11 protein-coding genes are annotated in these 17,047 nt (G+C 68.1%); 2 read left to right on the top strand and 9 right to left on the bottom strand.

From position 1 onward, the window contains the following. Positions 1 to 54: 54 nt before the first annotated feature. The 5 genes from ACWGDB_RS05790 to ACWGDB_RS05770 form a co-directional block, all read right to left on the bottom strand. Positions 55 to 984, bottom strand: a complete 930-nt coding sequence (locus tag ACWGDB_RS05790; RefSeq protein ID WP_453821250.1) for an anti-sigma factor family protein — start codon at positions 982 to 984, stop codon at positions 55 to 57. Next, positions 981 to 1,718, bottom strand: a complete 738-nt coding sequence (sigM, locus tag ACWGDB_RS05785) for an RNA polymerase sigma factor SigM (RefSeq protein ID WP_453821249.1) — start codon at positions 1,716 to 1,718, stop codon at positions 981 to 983. Before sigM ends, ACWGDB_RS05790 begins: the two co-directional genes overlap by 4 nt. Before the next feature lie 30 nt (positions 1,719 to 1,748). Beyond that, positions 1,749 to 3,470, bottom strand: coding sequence for a protein kinase family protein (locus tag ACWGDB_RS05780; protein WP_453821248.1), 1,722 nt, complete (start codon positions 3,468 to 3,470; stop codon positions 1,749 to 1,751). A gap of 137 nt (positions 3,471 to 3,607) precedes the next feature. Next, complete coding sequence (murJ, locus tag ACWGDB_RS05775; protein ID WP_453821247.1) at positions 3,608 to 5,854, bottom strand: murein biosynthesis integral membrane protein MurJ; 2,247 nt, start codon at positions 5,852 to 5,854, stop codon at positions 3,608 to 3,610. A 45-nt stretch (positions 5,855 to 5,899) separates the two neighbouring features. Continuing rightward, a complete protein-coding gene (locus ACWGDB_RS05770; protein ID WP_453821246.1) occupies positions 5,900 to 8,308 on the bottom strand; it encodes a DUF6049 family protein in 2,409 nt (802 codons plus the stop codon). A 268-nt stretch (positions 8,309 to 8,576) separates the two neighbouring features. On the opposite strand from ACWGDB_RS05770, the gene ACWGDB_RS05765 reads away from it, so the two are divergent. Further along, positions 8,577 to 10,019, top strand: a complete 1,443-nt coding sequence (locus ACWGDB_RS05765; RefSeq protein WP_453821245.1) for a CCA tRNA nucleotidyltransferase — start codon at positions 8,577 to 8,579, stop codon at positions 10,017 to 10,019. Positions 10,020 to 10,137: 118 nt separating this feature from the next. Here ACWGDB_RS05765 and ACWGDB_RS05760 read toward each other — a convergent pair whose 3' ends face one another. The 4 genes from ACWGDB_RS05760 to ACWGDB_RS05745 all read right to left on the bottom strand — a co-directional run bounded on the left by ACWGDB_RS05760 (position 10,138) and on the right by ACWGDB_RS05745 (position 13,965). Beyond that, a complete protein-coding gene (locus tag ACWGDB_RS05760) occupies positions 10,138 to 10,671 on the bottom strand; it encodes an LppU/SCO3897 family protein (RefSeq protein ID WP_383628864.1) in 534 nt (177 codons plus the stop codon). Positions 10,672 to 10,779: 108 nt separating this feature from the next. Continuing rightward, positions 10,780 to 12,057: an MFS transporter gene (locus ACWGDB_RS05755; RefSeq protein WP_453821244.1), complete on the bottom strand. Its 1,278-nt coding sequence runs from the start codon at positions 12,055 to 12,057 to the stop codon at positions 10,780 to 10,782. A 97-nt stretch (positions 12,058 to 12,154) separates the two neighbouring features. Continuing rightward, positions 12,155 to 13,237, bottom strand: coding sequence for an inositol-3-phosphate synthase (locus tag ACWGDB_RS05750; RefSeq protein ID WP_383608274.1), 1,083 nt, complete (start codon positions 13,235 to 13,237; stop codon positions 12,155 to 12,157). A gap of 44 nt (positions 13,238 to 13,281) precedes the next feature. Beyond that, positions 13,282 to 13,965, bottom strand: coding sequence for a PadR family transcriptional regulator (locus ACWGDB_RS05745; protein ID WP_453821243.1), 684 nt, complete (start codon positions 13,963 to 13,965; stop codon positions 13,282 to 13,284). Between the two features lie 352 nt (positions 13,966 to 14,317). Between ACWGDB_RS05745 and ACWGDB_RS05740 the strand changes: the two genes are divergently transcribed. Next, positions 14,318 to 17,011 (top strand): transglycosylase domain-containing protein, encoded by a 2,694-nt coding sequence (locus ACWGDB_RS05740; protein ID WP_453821242.1) that lies wholly within the window; start codon positions 14,318 to 14,320, stop codon positions 17,009 to 17,011. The last annotated feature ends 36 nt before the right edge of the window (positions 17,012 to 17,047 follow it).

Raw genomic sequence — 17,047 nt, 5'->3', positions numbered from 1 at the left:
GTGACGCCACAGCCTAGGGGTTGGCGGGGCTGACGGGGGCGAGCGGCCGGGGTCTCAGGAACGCGGGTAGGAGTCCTTCAGGAGAACCTTGGCCGTGGTCGACGACGGCTGCTTCACACAGGTCGCGTCCATGACGTAAACGGCGACCCGGCTGACGTCGGAGGCGTCCGGCATCACGACGAGGAGAGCGTCCTTGCCCTGGTAGACACCTTCCTCAGCGGCGAGCGCCACGCCGTCGCGGTTGATGCCCTTCCTGACGCAGTCAGGCACCGTGATCTCGCGCAGGATCTTGGGGCTCTCGGTGTCGGGCCCGCCTTCCATGCCCAGGCTGCGGTCCGGACCGCGGGAGCTACCTGGAGAGCTCTCGCTCGCAGCGAGGAGATCGGTGACCTGCTTCTCCAGCTTCGCTGCGGAGAAGGTGTCGGCGCCGGTCTGCCCGCCATCGGCCGACGGACCGGCCCCTCCGCCACCCATCAGTGAGGTCAGCAGCACGGAGCCCAGTCCGAGAGCGGCAGCCGTGAAGGCGGCGCCGAGGACGGCCACCCTGCGGCGTCCGGGCTTACTACGGCCCTTGCGGCCGGGACCGGTGGTCGAGGAGCGGGCGTGCCCTGCCGGACGGTCGGACGCTGTCGATGTTTCACGTGAAACATGCGTGCTGTCGTCCGCACCGGAGACCGGAGTGTGGGGCTCTCCACCAGGCGTCGGTGCATCGACGCCCTCGGGCGCCGTCGCGTTCAGCAGAGCCTCTGCGGCGAGCGCGGCGTCGATGCGTCCGGCGACATCGGCGGGCATGCGCGCCGGGCCGGGCAGGGTGCCGAGCAGCTCTTGGATCTCCTCAAGCGAGGCGTGGACATCCGCGCACAGTTCGCACTGGTCCAGATGACTCCGTACCTCGGTGGTCCTGGCCGGAGGGAGTAGGCCCTCGGTGAGGTCGGAGAGCTCGGTGACGTCCGGGTGCCCGGCCGCGTCCGTCGTGGATGTCACGCTCGCCCACCTCCGCCCTTCACTGCTGCTGAATCACTCGGCCCGGTATCACGTGGATCCTTGGCTTGCGCCGTGTCATGAGGACCCGCTGCCGGTGGGACGGATGCCCCCTGCGTCCGGTTCCGCCTCTCGCCGGAGTCCTTGCCGCCACGCGTGCTTTCCGGTCGTAGATGCGTGAGGAGAGGCAGGAGTCTGGCTCTGCCACGCGCACATCGGCTCTTGACCGTGCCGGTCGGAACATCGAGGACACGGGCGGCCTCCGCGACCGGGTATCCCTGCATGTCCACCAGGACGAGCGCAGCGCGCTGGTCGGGCGGCAGCGTGCCGAGGGCTTCCAGCAACTGGCGATGCAGATCGTTGCGCTCCGCCGGTGCGGATGCCTCCTCGTGAGGCTCCAGCAACTGCTCCAGGCGCTCGGTGTCGTCGACGGGGGAGGTCTTCCGTGAGGCTGCCTTGCGAGCGCGGTCCAGGCAGGCGTTCACGGTGATCCGGTGCAGCCACGTCGTGACGGCCGACTGGCCTCTGAACGTGTGGGCGGCCCGGTAGGCGGACACGAGGGCGTCCTGGACGGCGTCAGCGGCCTCCTCGCGGTCTCCGAGCGTCCGCAGCGCCACCGCCCAGAGCCGATCGCGATGACGCCGCACGAGCTCACCGAAGGCATCGGGGTCGCCCTTCACATGGAGGGCCAGGAGATCCTGGTCGCTCACCTCGCGGTGTGCGGTGCCCTCTGCCATCGGACCCCCTCCCCTTGGACGTGGTGAGCTCTAGCCGGTGAACTTCAGGTCGGTGATGGCCTGCTTGAACCCGGAGCCGCTGTACTGGTCACCGTCCGCATGGGGCATGGCGGTGAGCCACACCAGAACGTACTGGGTCTTCACCGACTTGGTGACCTTCACCGACGCACTGGTGCCGCTGGTCGTGACGGTGCCGATCTTCTCCATCGAGTCCAGCGACGAGGGCGTCAGGGAGTCCGACGCGTAGAGCGAGACAGTCGTGTGGTCGCCGGGATACAGAAGCCCTATCGAAGCGGCCGACACCGACTGAGACGATCCGAGGTCGTAGACGATGCCGACACCGGGCTTGAAGGCGGGGTTCATCTCCGGGCCGTCGACGAAGCTCTTGGTGCGCCAGTACGACGAGCTGTCGCCGTCGTATGTCTTCGCCACGTCCTCCGGCGCCTGGGCGCCGCCCTTCGCGACGAACTCCTGGGCGTTCTGGATCTTGATCGGCCGGACCGGCTTGGTGTTGTCGCCGTTCTTGTCGTTGTCGTCCGTCGTCTGCGTCTGGCTGCCGTCCTCGGGCTTGTTGCCCTGGTCCATGAGCGCATCAGCGAGCTGCCAGCTGCCAAGGCCCAAGGCCGCGATCAGGAGGGCCGACACGGCCCACTTCAGGGCCTTTCCGGTGCGGCTCTGCAGCGGGGGCGGCGGGGTCGGTACCGGCTGGGTGGCGCCCGGATGCGAACCCTGCCCGCGGCCGTAGGTGCCCTGCTGATACGTCGTGCGCTGATAGTCCGGCGGGGCCGTGAACGCGGGCTCCGGCGGGCGGATGCGGGGCATCTCGCCGATCGCCTTCACCAGTTCCTCCGGCGTCGTGCACGCGGACTCGTGGCGGGACGCGGTCGCACCGTCGTTGGCCAGCGCGCGCATGGCGAGCTCGGACAGGCCACGGTGGACGCCGGCGCGCACCTGGTCGGGGGCGATCAGTCCGATGTCCTTGGGCAGGCCGGACAGACCGTACGCGTCGCTCTCGTACGGCCAGCGCTGGGTGAGCGCGGCGTACAGCAGGGCGCCGATGGCCTCCGTATCGGTGCGCTGCGGGGTGTCGGAGTTGATGCCGCGCAGGGCGGCGTTCACAGCGAGGCCGCGGATGCGCCACTGGCCGGTCGATGCCCGCAGCACGGCGTTCGGGTTGAGGCGCAGATGCGCCAGACCCTCACGGTGAGCGGCCGCCATGGCGGCGGACACCTGGGTGACCATCTGATAGATGTCGTACGCCTCCAGCGGGCAGGAAGCGAGCAGCGTGGTCAGTTCGGTGGCGTCGGGGAGCCATTCGTGAACGACATAGACGACGTCGTTCTCCTCGACGGCGTCGAGGACCTGGACGAACCGGGGGTCGCCGAGCAGCGCGGAGGCGCGGGCGGCGGCCAGTACGGAACGGGCCCGAGTGTGGTCCGCGGGCAGGATGTGGACGCCGACGGCGCGACGGAGTTTCTCGTCGACCGCACGCCAACTGCTGAAACCGTCCAGACGGGTGACGCACTCCTCGAGGCGGTAACGTCTGGCGAGTTTGTGACCGCTGTGCAGTTCGGGCGGTGAGGCCTTTTCGGGACCCTCGGTCCCGCCACTCCCCTGTGCCTCGTCGATGTCCGTGTCCCGCTCCCGATTCTTGGCCACCCCGTCGGCCGTGGACTGGTCCGCCTGAGCGGTCAGCGGCTCATCGCCGCTGTTGTCTGCCACGTCGACGGCAGCCGTGCTCCGTTCCGCCACCGTCGTTCCTGCCTCCCCAATCCTTGCGCGCCGTCCGACTCAGTGCGCGCCGTCCGACGCCGAAACCAATTGTGCCCACAGTCCGCCGCTATGCACGACACACGATGGCGGACGATGGTTGTGCGCCTACCCAAGGTTCAGCGACCCAGGCGCCCGCGAACCATGCCGACCAGTGAGTTCAGCTCCTCGATGCGCATCCTGCGGGCGGCGACGAAGAAGATCCCGAGCAGAACGGCTCCGCCGGCCAGCAGGGCGGCGAAGGAACCGACGACGCCCTGGCCGAGGGTCTGGGCGATCCCGTAGCAGGCCGCGCCGCTCAGCACGGCCGCAGGCACCGAGGCGATGCAGAGTCTGGCGTAAGTCCGCATCACGCGGGTGCCGTCGAGGTCGCCGCCCAGCTTCTTGCGCAGTCGGCTCCAGGCGATGCCGACGCCGATCGCGTAGGCCAGGCCGTAGGAGGCGGCCATGCCGACGACGGCCCAGCGGGCCGGGATGACGAAGTAGCAGGCGGCCGAGGCGATGGCGTTGACCGCCGCGACGATCACCGTGTTGTAGAAGGGGGTCCGGGTGTCCTCGTAGGCGTAGAAGGCGCGCAGGACCACGTACTGCACGGAGTACGGGATGAGGCCGAGACCGAAGGCCATCAGCATGAAGCCCATGTTGGTGGCCTCGCTGGTGCCCGAGGAGCCGAACATCAGCGTGCACATCGGGATGCCCAGGGCGAGGAATCCGAAGGCGATGGGGACGATGGCGACGGCGGTCGTCCGCAGGCCCTGGGAGATGTCGTCCCGAACGGCACCGCGGTCGCCCTCGGCGGCGGAGCGCGAGAGCCGTGGCAGCAGGGCGGCCATCAGCGAGACGGTGATGATGGCCTGCGGCAGGCCCCAGATCAGCTGGGCGTTGGCGTAGGCGGCGAAGCCGGTTCCGTCGACGTCGGAGTCGACACCGGCGGCGGTGGAGAGCTGGGTGACCACGAGCGCGCCGGCCTGGTTGGCCAGGACGAACAGGATCGTCCACTTCGCGAGCATCGCCGCCTTGCCGAGACCGTGGCCCTTCCAGTCGAAGCGCGGCCGCAGCCGGAAGCCCGTCTCGCGCAGGTACGGGATCATCGCCAGGGCCTGGACGACCAGGCCGAGCAGGACACCGATGCCGAGGAGCCGCTGGCCCTCCGGCGGGATGTTCGTGACGGACATGCCGGAGTGCTCCGCGGTGCCGTACACCCAGAGGAACATCCCCAGCGTCACGATGATGACGATGTTGTTCAGAACCGGCGTCCACATCATCGCGCCGAACTTGCCGCGGGCGTTGAGGATCTGCCCCATCACCACGTGGACGCCCATGAAGAAGATCGAGGGCAGGAAGTAGCGGGTGAAGGTGACGGCCACCTCGTTGGCGGCGGGATCGTTGGCGACCGGGGTGGACAGGGCTCTGACCAGGAGCGGCGCGCCGAACATCGCCAGGGCGGTGAGTGCGGCGAGCGCCACCATCACCAGGGTCAGCAGCCGGTTGGCGTAGGCCTCGCCGCCGTCCTCGTCGTCCTTCATCGCCCGCACGAGCTGCGGCACGAAGACGGAGTTGAGGCCGCCGCCGACGGTCAGGATGTAGATCATCGTCGGCAACTGGTAGGCGACCTGGAACGAGTCGCCGAGCAGGCCGAGGCCCAGTGCCGAAACGATCATCATGGACCGTACGAACCCGGTGAGCCGGGACACCATCGTGCCCGCCGCCATCACGGCGCTCGACTTCAGCAGGCCGCCGGCCCGCCCGCCCTTCTTGGCGGCCGACGCAGGGGCAGGAGCGGGCGTCGGAGCCGGCGCAGCGGCCTCGGCCGCGGCAGGTGCCGCGGGTCCCGGGTAGGGGCCGCCGGCAGGCGCCGGGGAAGGCCCCGGGACCGTCGGCGGCTGGTACTGCGGGTGGCCGCCCTGCTGCTGGTCCCGGAAGAGATGCGCGAAGGCGTCGTGCTCCGGTTGGTTCTCGGTGGAGTGCGTGACGAGGTCGTCGACGCCGACGTACTGGGTCGTACGGGGGTCGTCGCCGTACGGCAGGTACTGGGTCGGGCCCTCCGGCTCGGGCGCCGGGGTCTGCGCCCACACCTGAGGGTCGGGGGCGTACGGCGACTGGGGCGGCTGGGCGTACAGCTGCTGCTGCGGCGGGTACGTGCCCGGCGGGGGCGGCGGATGCGCGGCACGGTCGTACAGGGCCTCTGCGACCGGGTCCTGGGACGAGAGGTTCTGGGCCCGGTAGGGGTCCTGGTCGTAGGCGTCCTGGAGGTACATGTCCGCGGGATGCTGCGGCGGTACCTGGCCGTCCTCGGGCGGCGGGCCCTCGGGGTGCCCCGGGGGGCCCGCGGCCTGGCCGCGGTCACCGTCGTACGGCGCGTTCATGGTTACCCCACCTCATCGTCCCGGGCCCACCGGCCACGACATCGCTCAACGGTCCACTCTCTCACCCGTGCCGGACGGGTCGGCGCTTTCCGCTGCGGTGTCCGGTGTCGGGTCACTCGGCTGCTCCGGGGCCTCTTCCCGGGCGCCCGTACGGGACTCCTCCTTGAGCAGGTCCTCGGGTGTGAGACGGTTCTCAGGGCCTTCCGGGTTCTCCGGATCGCCGTCCGCCTCGCTCGTCTCCTCGGCCCCGTCTTCCTCGGCCGCACGGGCGGCGGCCCGCTTGCGCTGCGTGTACATACGGAACCCGGCGAGGACAAGCAGGAGGAAACCGCCGCCGATGACCAGCATCACGGTGGCCGTGAACTCGGTGACCTTCACGTCGAAGGTGACCGGTGCGCCGTACTTCTGGCCGTCCTCCGTGTACAGCTGGGCCACGACCGTGGCCTGGCCGTTGGCCTGAGCCGACGTGGGGAACTTCACCGTCTGGCTGTGCCCGCCGGACACCGCGACGGGCTGTTCGTAGAAGCGCTCCCCGCCGATCTCGAGCCGCCTCGGGCTGCTGGAGGTGAGTCGCAGCACCAGGTGATCGACGCCCTGCACCAGGTTGTTCTGCACCGTCACCGGGATCGTGGCGCTGCGCCCGGACAGCTTGGTCTCGGACTTGTCGATCAGTGTGATCTGGCCGGCCAGGGAGTCGACGTACGCTTCCACGCTGTTGCGATAGTCGGCGGCCTCTGCGGGGCGGCCACGCCACGACGTGGACATCTCGCGGTTCATGGCCCGCCCGAAGGGGGTCACCACCCGGTCCTGGTTGGTGAGGATCACCTTGAACTTGTCGAGCTTGTCCTGCGTGGTCGCGATCTGCCTGAAGGCGGATCGCGGCAGCTCCTGGTCGCGCAGCGAGGCGGGGTACTTGGACACCGGCGGCACCTGCGTGGTGGCGGCGGAGTCGGGCTTGGCGGTGGCAGCGGCGGTGAGGTCCTGGGACTGGGACCACGTGCCGTCCTGGAGTGCCGTCACCGCCTCGGCCATCGCGCGGGCCTGGCTCGCGGTCGGCACCCGCTGCGGGGCGACGACGATGCTGCGCTGATTGTCCGTCTGGAGGTTGAGAGCCAGGCTCTGCGCCAGGAACCTCTGCACGGCGAGCGTCGAGCTCGACGCCCTGGTCAGGTTGCCCTGGAACAGCGTCGACATCCGTGCGTCCGTGACGACCGCCGTCGTGCCGCCGCCGATGGGGCGGGCCGCGGAGGGCGTGTAGGGCAGGCCGCCCTCCTCCTCCAGGCTGTCGCTGCGGGCGATCACCTTGTCCGCGCCGGCGGAGGTGGCCACCTTGACGATGGACGGGTCGACCGCGCCGTTCACGGGCCAGGCGAAGTCGGTGTTCGGTTGCACGTGGAGGATCGAGTCGACCGTGACGACGGCGGCCTCGGTGGCCTCCTTGAGGTGGCTCAGCGAGCCGGTGACGTTCGTGCCGTTGTGGGCCAGGGAAGCCAGGTCGGGGTCACTGAAGGGCAGCGCGACGACCTCCTTGTCCTGCACGGCTTCCTGCAGGTCGGCCAGCCACTGCTTGGCGAGTGCCTGGTGGGTGCCCGCCGTCGTCGCGTCACCCTCGCCCTGGACGCGGTAGCGCTCCGTCATCGCGTCCACGGAGGCCAGCAGGTCGGGGTCGATCACCCAGGTGACGTCGAGGTCCTTGCCCAGCGACACGAGCTGCTCGAGGCGGCCACCGGGGGCGATCTCCTTGGCGAGGTCGTCGTCACGGAAGACCGGCGTCTGCGACTCGTCCGACCCCGTCTGCGCCGTCATGTGCGCGGTGGAGATGAGCGGCCACATCACCGTCGTGCGGGTCTTCGGGTCGGCCTCGTCGGGCTGCCACGGCAGGAACGTCCGCTGGATGCCGAGCACCTGGTCCCACGGCCGCGCGGACGTCTCGCCGGACAGGGAGACGGCGAACTCGTAGACGCCGTCCTCCCCGAGATCCAGCTTGTCGACCGGTACGGAGATGCTGAAGCGCTGGGACACGCCAGGGGTGAGCTTGGAGAACTCCTTGACGTACTTCCCGCCCACCGGGGCTCCGTCGACACCCTGCTGGTAGTCGCTGCGCCCGGCGACCCTGTCGATGGCCGAGCGGGTGTTCAGAGCGCCCCCGAGACGCAGGTCCACCTGCGCGTCGGTGACGGCCTGCTTGCCCGTGTTGGTCACCGTGCCGGACACGGTCAGTGTGTCGCCGTCACTGGGGGCGGAGGGAGTGAGCGAATCCACAGCGACAGCCACCGTGCCCGAGCCGGAAGCGGCCTGCACGGAGTCCTGCACCGCAGCCTGTGTGGGGGCGGCGGTGGGCAGCTGAAGCAGCCCGGCCAGCAGAGGCGCCCCGGCGAGCAGTGCTCCGGTGCGCCGCATCCACCGGCGGGCAGGTGAGGGAGTCATCCCCTGGAAGTCTGCCGCCTCGGCCACGCGCTCGTCCGTCCCTCGTCGTCGTCAGTGGTCGTCGGAATGTGCGTCCACGCATGGTAACGATGCGCGCTGAGGGGAAGTGCCGCGGTCTCCTCCACAAGATCGGTTCACACCTGTCGGTCTGTCCCGTATGTGCCCGTATAAAGAGGAGCGTTTCGTAGGTCACAAGGGCAGCTCTTGTGCGCGTATCGGCGGAGCTGTCTGCGGCCCCCGGGATGCGGGTTAATGGGGCGCTCACGGTCGGCCCGGCCACGTACCCTCTTTTGTTGTGCCGAACGCCAACGAAGAAAAGCCCAGCGCCCTGAGCCAGGCGCAGCACCGCGCGGTCAGTGAACTGTTGCGGGTTGCCCCTGTCGCCGATGATCTTGCCCGCCGATTCCAGGAGGCCGGGTTCTCACTCGCCCTGGTCGGCGGATCGGTCCGGGACGCGCTGCTCGGCCGGCTCGGCAACGACCTGGACTTCACGACCGACGCCCGTCCCGAGGACGTATTGAAGATCGTGCGGCCATGGGCGGATGCCGTGTGGGAGGTCGGTATCGCTTTCGGCACGGTCGGGGCACAGAAGGACGGCTACCAGATCGAGGTGACCACCTACCGATCGGAGGCTTACGACCGGACCTCCCGCAAGCCGGAGGTGTCGTACGGCGACTCGATCGAGGAGGACCTCGTCCGGCGTGACTTCACCGTGAACGCCATGGCCGTCGCGCTTCCGGAGAAGGAGTTCGTCGATCCGCACGGGGGTCTGGAGGATCTCGCGGAGCGGGTGCTGCGCACGCCGGGCACTCCCGAGGCGTCCTTCTCGGACGACCCGCTGCGCATGATGCGGGCGGCGCGTTTCGCGGCGCAGCTCGACTTCGAGGTCGCTCCCGAGGTCGTCACGGCCATGCAGGAGATGTCCGGGCGGATCGAGATCGTCTCGGCGGAGCGGGTGCGGGACGAGCTGAACAAGCTGATCCTGTCCGCTCACCCGCGCAAGGGGCTGAGGCTCCTGGTGGACACCGGGCTTTCCGACCATGTGCTGCCCGAGCTGCCGGCCCTGCGGCTGGAGAGTGACGAGCACCACCGTCACAAGGACGTGTACGAGCACACGCTGATCGTCCTGGAGCAGGCAATGGCGCTGGAGGAGAACGGTCCCGACCTGACCCTCCGCCTGGCCGCGCTGCTGCACGACATCGGCAAGCCCCGCACGCGTCGCTTCGAGAAGGACGGCAGGGTCTCGTTCCACCACCACGAAGTGGTCGGCGCGAAGATGACGAAGAAGCGCATGACGGCGTTGAAGTACTCCAACGAGCTCGTGAAGGACGTCTCACGTCTGGTCGAACTCCACCTGCGCTTCCACGGCTACGGCACCGGCGAGTGGACGGACTCCGCTGTCCGCCGCTATGTCCGTGACTCCGGTCCGCTCCTGGACCGCCTCCACAAGCTGACCCGCTCGGACTGCACCACGCGGAACAAGCGCAAGGCGGCTGCACTGTCCCGTGCCTACGACGGCCTGGAGGAGCGGATCGCTCAACTCCAGGAGCAGGAGGAACTGGACTCCATCCGCCCCGACCTCGACGGCAACCAGATCATGGAGATCCTTGGTGTCGGCCCCGGTCCGGTCATCGGCCACGCGTACAAGCACATGCTGGAACTGAGGCTGGAGAACGGGCCGATGGGGCACGACGATGCCGTTGCTGCACTCAAGGAGTGGTGGACCGAGCAAGGCTGAGGCTGTGCAGCCGGGTCATGTTTCACGTGAAACATGACCCGGCTGCAAGAAGAGCAGCACGTACTGAGGGGCGGTGTTTCACGTGAAACACCGCCCCTCAGTACGTGGAGAGGTCAGATCAGACGTCCGACAGGCACAGCAGGAAGTTGTCGCCGTCGCCGGTCTGGGCGTAGAAGCTGGTGGCGCCGCTGACCTTGCGGCACTCCGTCTCGGCGGTGAGCGAGGTGTAGGTGCCGTCGATCTTCTTGAGCACCTTGGCCTCGGCCTCCGAGGACGTGCAGTCCACGACCTCCATGCGGTCGTTGGAGGACGACGAGGAGGAGGCTGACTTCAGGCAGTCGCCCACCGCGGCGTTCTCGGCGTCATCCAGGCTGATTATGTAGCCGACGATGAGCATGATGCCGACGATGACGACGGCAGCGATGTTCTTGATCGCCTTGAAGCTGAACCGGCGGCCGGGCTGCTGCGGCGGAACCGGCGCATACGGCGCCGCGCCCTGCGGAGGGAACCCCGGCTGCCCAGGCTGCTGCGGGTAGCCGCCCTGGGGCGGATACGGCGCCTGGCCCTGAGGCTGGCCGGAGGGCTGCTGCCCCTGGGCGTACGGGTTCTGGCCCTGGGCGAACGGGTTGCCTGTGGGCGGCGGAGTTGTCACTTGGGTCCCCCTGGAAACATGGGTGCGTGGCGCGAACCATGCGCGATATAAGACGCACGTAAGTTACCGGCCGCCACTGACAGTCCCGTAGCCGCGGGGGACTCTGTGTCATTGATGTGACACAGAGCGGTGTTCAAAGCGGGCCATAGCCACCGCAACTGCCGCGTAGACAACGGCGACTGCGACCACGAGCGCCGCCGAGCGGCCGTCCGGCGGCAGTACCAGGGCAGCCACTCCGGCCGCACCGACGAACGCGACGTTGAACAGCACGTCGTAAACGGAGAAGATCCGGCCACGGAAGCCGTCCTCGACCGAGGCTTGCACGATCGTGTCGGTTGCGATCTTCGCCCCCTGCGTCGTCAGGCCGAGGACGAAAGCCGCGACGAGCATGGGAGTTGCGGCGAAGGGCAGGCCGAGCGTGGGCACCAGGATTGCGGCGACTCCCGCGCACACGGCGATCCAGCGGCCGGGCCCCAACCGCCCCGCCGCCCAGGGGGTTACCAAGGCCGCCGCGAAGAAGCCGGCACCGGAGAACCCCAATGCCAGCCCCAGCAGGGCAAGTCCGTCATCCGCATTCGACGAGAAGGCGTACCTGCACAGCATCAGCAGCATGACCAGCAGGGCGCCGTAGCAGAAGCGCATCAGGGTCATCGTGAGCAGGGCCCAGACCGCTTCCCGGCGCGGCGGAGTGGCGAGATGACGGACGCCCGCGGCCAGGTCCTGCGCGGTACCGGCCAGAGCCGTAGCTATGCGTGGCTGCACCAACTCGCGATCGGGGCCAAGCAGTTCCCGTGACATGCGTAGTGCCGCCAGTCCAGCGCACAGGTACAGGGCAGCGCCCAGGAGCACCACGGCCGCGTCGGAGTCCCAGGCCACCAGCCGTACGACGAAGGCCAGACCGGCACCCGCGGTCGCGGCGAGCGTTCCGGCGGTCGGGGAAAGGGAGTTGGCAATCACGAGGCGCTCTTCGTCGACCACGCGTGGCAGCGCGGCGGACAGGCCGGACAGGACGAAGCGGTTGACGGCGGTAACGCACAGGGCGGAGACGTAGAAGAGCCAGTCCGGGACGTCGGTGATGATCAGCAGGGCCGTCGCCGAGGCCAGTACGGTGCGCAGCAGGCTGCCGTACAGAAGGACCTGGCGACGGCGCCAGCGGTCGAGGAGGGCGCCGGAGAAGGGGCCTACCAGGGAGTACGGCAGGAGCAGGACGGCCATCGCGGAGGCGATCGCGGTGGCTGACGTCTGTTTCTCCGGGGAGAAGACGACGTACGTGGCGAGCGCGGTCTGAAAGACGCCGTCGGCGCCCTGCGAGAGCAGGCGTACGACGAGCAGGCGCCGGAAGTTCCCGAAGCGCAGCAGGACCCGCAGGTCGCGTACGACGGACATGGGGCACAGCCTCACATACGGGGAGGGTCCCCGGGCGGTACAACCCGGGGACCCTCGGCAGCTCTGGCAGGAGCGTTCAACTGCGGCGCCGCGGTGCTTAGCGCTCGACCTCGCCCTTGATGAACTTCTCGACGTTCTCGCGGGCCACGTCGTCGAAGTACTGCACCGGCGGGGACTTCATGAAGTAGCTCGACGCCGAGAGGATCGGGCCGCCGATGCCGCGGTCCTTGGCGATCTTCGCGGCGCGCAGGGCGTCGATGATGACGCCGGCGGAGTTCGGGGAGTCCCAGACCTCGAGCTTGTACTCCAGGTTCAGCGGGACGTCACCGAAGGCGCGGCCCTCGAGGCGGACGTAGGCCCACTTGCGGTCGTCGAGCCACGCCACGTAGTCCGACGGGCCGATGTGGACGTTCTTCTCGCCGAGCTCACGGTCGGGGATCTGCGAGGTGACGGCCTGCGTCTTGGAGATCTTCTTGGACTCCAGGCGCTCCCGCTCGAGCATGTTCTTGAAGTCCATGTTGCCGCCGACGTTCAGCTGCATCGTGCGGTCCAGGACGACGCCGCGGTCCTCGAACAGCTTCGCCATGACGCGGTGCGTGATGGTGGCGCCGACCTGGGACTTGATGTCGTCGCCGACGATCGGGACGCCCGCCTCGGTGAACTTGTCCGCCCACTCCTTCGTACCGGCGATGAAGACCGGCAGGGCGTTGACGAAGGCGACCTTGGCGTCGATGGCGCACTGGGCGTAGAACTTCGCCGCGTCCTCGGAGCCGACGGGCAGGTAGCAGACGAGGACGTCGACCTGCTTGTCCTTGAGGACCTGGACGACGTCGACCGGGGCGTCGGCGGACTCCTCGATGGTCTCGCGGTAGTACTTGCCGAGACCGTCGAGGGTGTGGCCGCGCTGGACGGTCACGCCGGTGCGGGGCACGTCGCAGATCTTGATGGTGTTGTTCTCACTGGCGCCGATGGCGTCCGCGAGGTCGAGGCCGACCTTCTTCGCGTCGACATCGAAGGCGGCGACGAACTCGACGTCACGGACGTGGTACTCGCCGAACTGCACGTGCATCAGGCCGGGGACCTTGGACGCCGGGTCGGCGTCCTTGTAGTACTCGACTCCCTGAACCAGCGACGCGGCACAGTTGCCCACGCCGACGACGGCTACGCGAACCGAACCCATTCCGGTTGCTCCCTGTGTGTACGAGTGAGGCCCTGACTGAGCTCTCACGTGGCGGTGTCGCCGGGCGAATCCGTCCTGGGGGTGCCCCCGGGACGGGGCAGATCGCCCGGCTCTCCATGTGTGGTGTCCTGCTGAGCGGACCCCCCGGCAGCGGAACCCTTCAGGTCCCGCCCGGCCCGCTCGCTCTCGATGAGCTCGTTCAGCCAGCGCACTTCGCGCTCCACGGACTCCATCCCGTGGCGCTGGAGCTCAAGCGTGTAGTCGTCGAGGCGCTCCCGCGTGCGTGACAGGGAGGCGTGCATCTTCTCCAGACGCTCCTCCAGCCGGCTGCGTCGGCCCTCCAGCACGCGCATGCGCACGTCCTGCGGTGTACGTCCGAAGAAGGCAAATCGGGCAGCGAAGTGCTCGTCCTCGTACGCGTCGGGGCCGGTCTGCGAGAGCAGTTCCTCGAAGTGCTCCTTACCTTCCGCCGTCAACCGGTAGACGATTTTTGCGCGACGCCCCGCAAGTGGTGCGGCCAGGGCGTCCTCGGCGGTGTGCCCCGGTTCCTCGATCAACCAGCCGTTGGCGACCAGCGTCTTGAGGCAGGGGTAGAGCGTGCCGTAGCTGAACGCACGGAACACGCCCAGTGACGTATTGAGTCGTTTGCGCAGCTCGTAGCCGTGCATCGGGGACTCGCGGAGCAGTCCGAGGACGGCGAACTCGAGGATCCCGGACCGTCGGCTCATCCCCTCGCCTCCTCGTCATATCTCGCGCTGATGTATCGACTCGATACATCTAGACGATAGAACGGCCTTCCGGGCGCGACAAGTGGGGGAACGGTGAACGGGATCACATCAACGATTCATGTGGAGCGAGTTGCCTGATTTGGGGTGAAGTTCGGAACTAGGCGGGCTTTGACGGTGCGTAGTCTGTGCGCCATGCACAGCACCGGGAACCGCGTGACACCTGAGGGCGTCGTTGTCCTTGGTGCAGTACGGGTGAATGCAGAACCGACCACATCCGTACTTCGGGGGGACCGGAAATCAGCCGCCGTTGTCAGGCGCGCAGGGGTGCGCCTGCCCGAGGAGTAGTCGTTCGATGAGCGAGCACCGTCGCAAACCGCCGCAGCCGCAGGAAGGCGGACGTGCCGCGGCCCGACGCGGCCAGTCCGGCTCGTCCTCCGGCCGCCGAGCGGCACCGCGAGGCGCCACCGGATCTCCTTCCGACTCGTACGGGTCGGGTTTCAGCGGTTCGGAAGGCGAAGAACGTCCGTACGGCGGGCGTGCCGAGGCACGACGCGCGGCCCAGAGAAGCAGCGGTGGCCGCCGCAGAGCGGCCGAGCCGGCCCGGGCAGGCCGCCGCGCCGCTCCCGGCGGCGCCACCGGTCCCGGACGGGGCCGCGGGCGCGCCGCTCCCCCTGGAAAGAAGCGGTTCGTCGACTATCCGCGGGCCGGCAAGTACGGCGTCGCGCGCTGGGTGCCGTCTTGGCGCCTCGTGACGGGCCTCTTCATCGGATTCCTCGGGAGCCTGGTGGCTGTGGCCGGTATCGGTTACGCCATGGTGGGCGTCCCCAAGGTCGACGAGACCGCCACGGCGCAGAACAACGTCTACTACTGGGCTGACGGCAGCGAGATGGTCTCCACCGGTGGCGAGACCAACCGGCAGATCATCAATCTCTCGCAGATTCCCAAGGCAATGCAGAATGCCGTGATCTCGCAGGAGAACAAGACCTTCAAAAGCGACAGTGGCATCGACCCGAAGGGCATCGCCCGCGCCGTGTTCAACATGGCCACCGGTGGCGAGACCCAGGGTGGTTCCACGATCACCCAGCAGTACGTGAAGAACGCGAGGCTGGGCGACCAGTCTCAGACACTCTCGCGGAAGTTCAAGGAGATCTTCATCTCGGTCAAGGTGGGTACCACGGTGTCGAAGGACGACATCATGGCCGGCTACCTGAACTCCGCCTACTACGGGCGCAACGCCTACGGGATCCAGGCGGCCGCCCGCGCGTACTTCAACAAGGACGCCATCAAGCTGAACGAGGGCGAGTGCGCCTTCCTGGCGGCCACGCTCAAGGGCGCCACGTACTACGACCCCGCGGGTTCGCAGTCCATCGACCCGGCGGCCAACCCCAAGGCCAATCAGAAGCGTGCCCTGATTCAGATGCAGGACACTCTCGACAAGATGGTCCAGTACGGGCATCTGAGCCCTGAGGTGCGCGCCAAGTACACCAAGCTGCCCGAATGGAAGAACCCGCGCTTCAACTCCGCGCTGAGCGGCCAGATCGGCTACCTCGTAGATCTCGCCAACGGCTACCTGGTCAACAACAGCAAGACGACCAACATCACCGAGCAGAAACTGCGAGCGGGCGGCCTCTCGATCCAGACGACCTTCGACAAGAAGAAGGTCAAGGAACTCGAGAACGCGGTGAAGAAGGTCCAGAAGGCGAACATCAAGCCCGAGGAGCGTCCGAAGACGGACACCCACGTCCAGTTCGGCGGGGCATCGGTGGATCCGGCGACCGGTGCCATCAAGGCCATCTACGGCGGTACGGACGCGACCAAGCACTTCACCAACAACGCCGACGTCACCGGCGCCCAGGTCGGTTCGACGTTCAAGCCGTTCGTGCTCGCGGCCGCGATGAAGTGGGGCGTGCGGAACCCGGACCTCGAAGGGGAGCAGGCTCAGGACGAGCGCACCCAGGTGTCGCCGAAGAGCCTGTACAGCGGCAAGAACAAGCTCAAGATCAAGGACTACAAGGGCGAGATCTGGCGGAACGAGAAGGGTGAGGAGTGGAACCAGGTCAACGACGGCGATGAGTCGTACGGCACCCCTCCCGCCTACCGGATCGACCTCCGTGAGGCGATGAGGAACTCGGTGAACTCCGCCTTCGTGCAGCTCGGCATGGACATCGGGCTGGACAAGGTGAAGGAGGCGGCCGAGGACGCCGGCGTCCTGGAGAACAGCCTGACCGGTACGGACTACCCGTCCTTCTCCATCGGTACCTCTCAGCCCAGCGCGATCCGCATGGCGGGCGCCTACGCCACCTTCGCTTCCAGCGGAAAGCAGCGTGATCCCTACTCCGTCAAGAAGGTGACGGACAAGGACGGCGAGGTCTTCTCCCACGAGACCCTGACCAAGGAGGCCTTCACCCCGGAGGTCGCCGACAACGTCACGGACGTCCTGAAGACGGTGGTCGACAAGGGCACGGGTACCAGCGCACAGCTCAGCGACCGTCAGGTGGCCGGCAAGACGGGTACCACGGACGGCAACCGGTCGGCCTGGTTCGTGGGCTACACCCCGCAGCTGTCGACGTCGATCGCGATGTTCAGGCTGGACGACAACGAGAAGAACCAGAACCGCGAGTTCCTGAAGATGTTCGGAACGGGTGGTCAGGAGAAGATCCACGGTGCTTCGTTCCCGGCCGAGATCTGGCACGACTACATGGAGCAGGCGCTGAAGGGCACCACCCCGACACCGTTCCCGGTGCCGACGCCCATCGGTCAGGTCGTCAACGACATCCCCACGCCGACGCCCAGTCCTACGCCCAGCGAGACCGAGGAAGCCAGCCCGACTCCGAGCCCGACGCCCAGTGAGTCGCTGATCTCGCCGTCGCCTACGCCGACCGAGACCTGCTTCGGCTTCCAGTGCAACGACGTCGGAGGCTCGGACAACGGCGGCACGGACGGCGGCGTGACCTCCACACCGACGCCCACGGAAACCGAGACGGACGGCAACAGCAACGGCAATGGCAATGGCAACGGAGGCATCTTCGGCGGACCGTCAGGCTGACGGGCTCGTATGACGCCAGAAGGCCGGCGGCCGGCA

The sequence above is a fragment of the Streptomyces sp. NPDC055013 genome (assembly GCF_053608645.1).
This window is presented reverse-complemented; position numbering and strand designations above follow the sequence as displayed.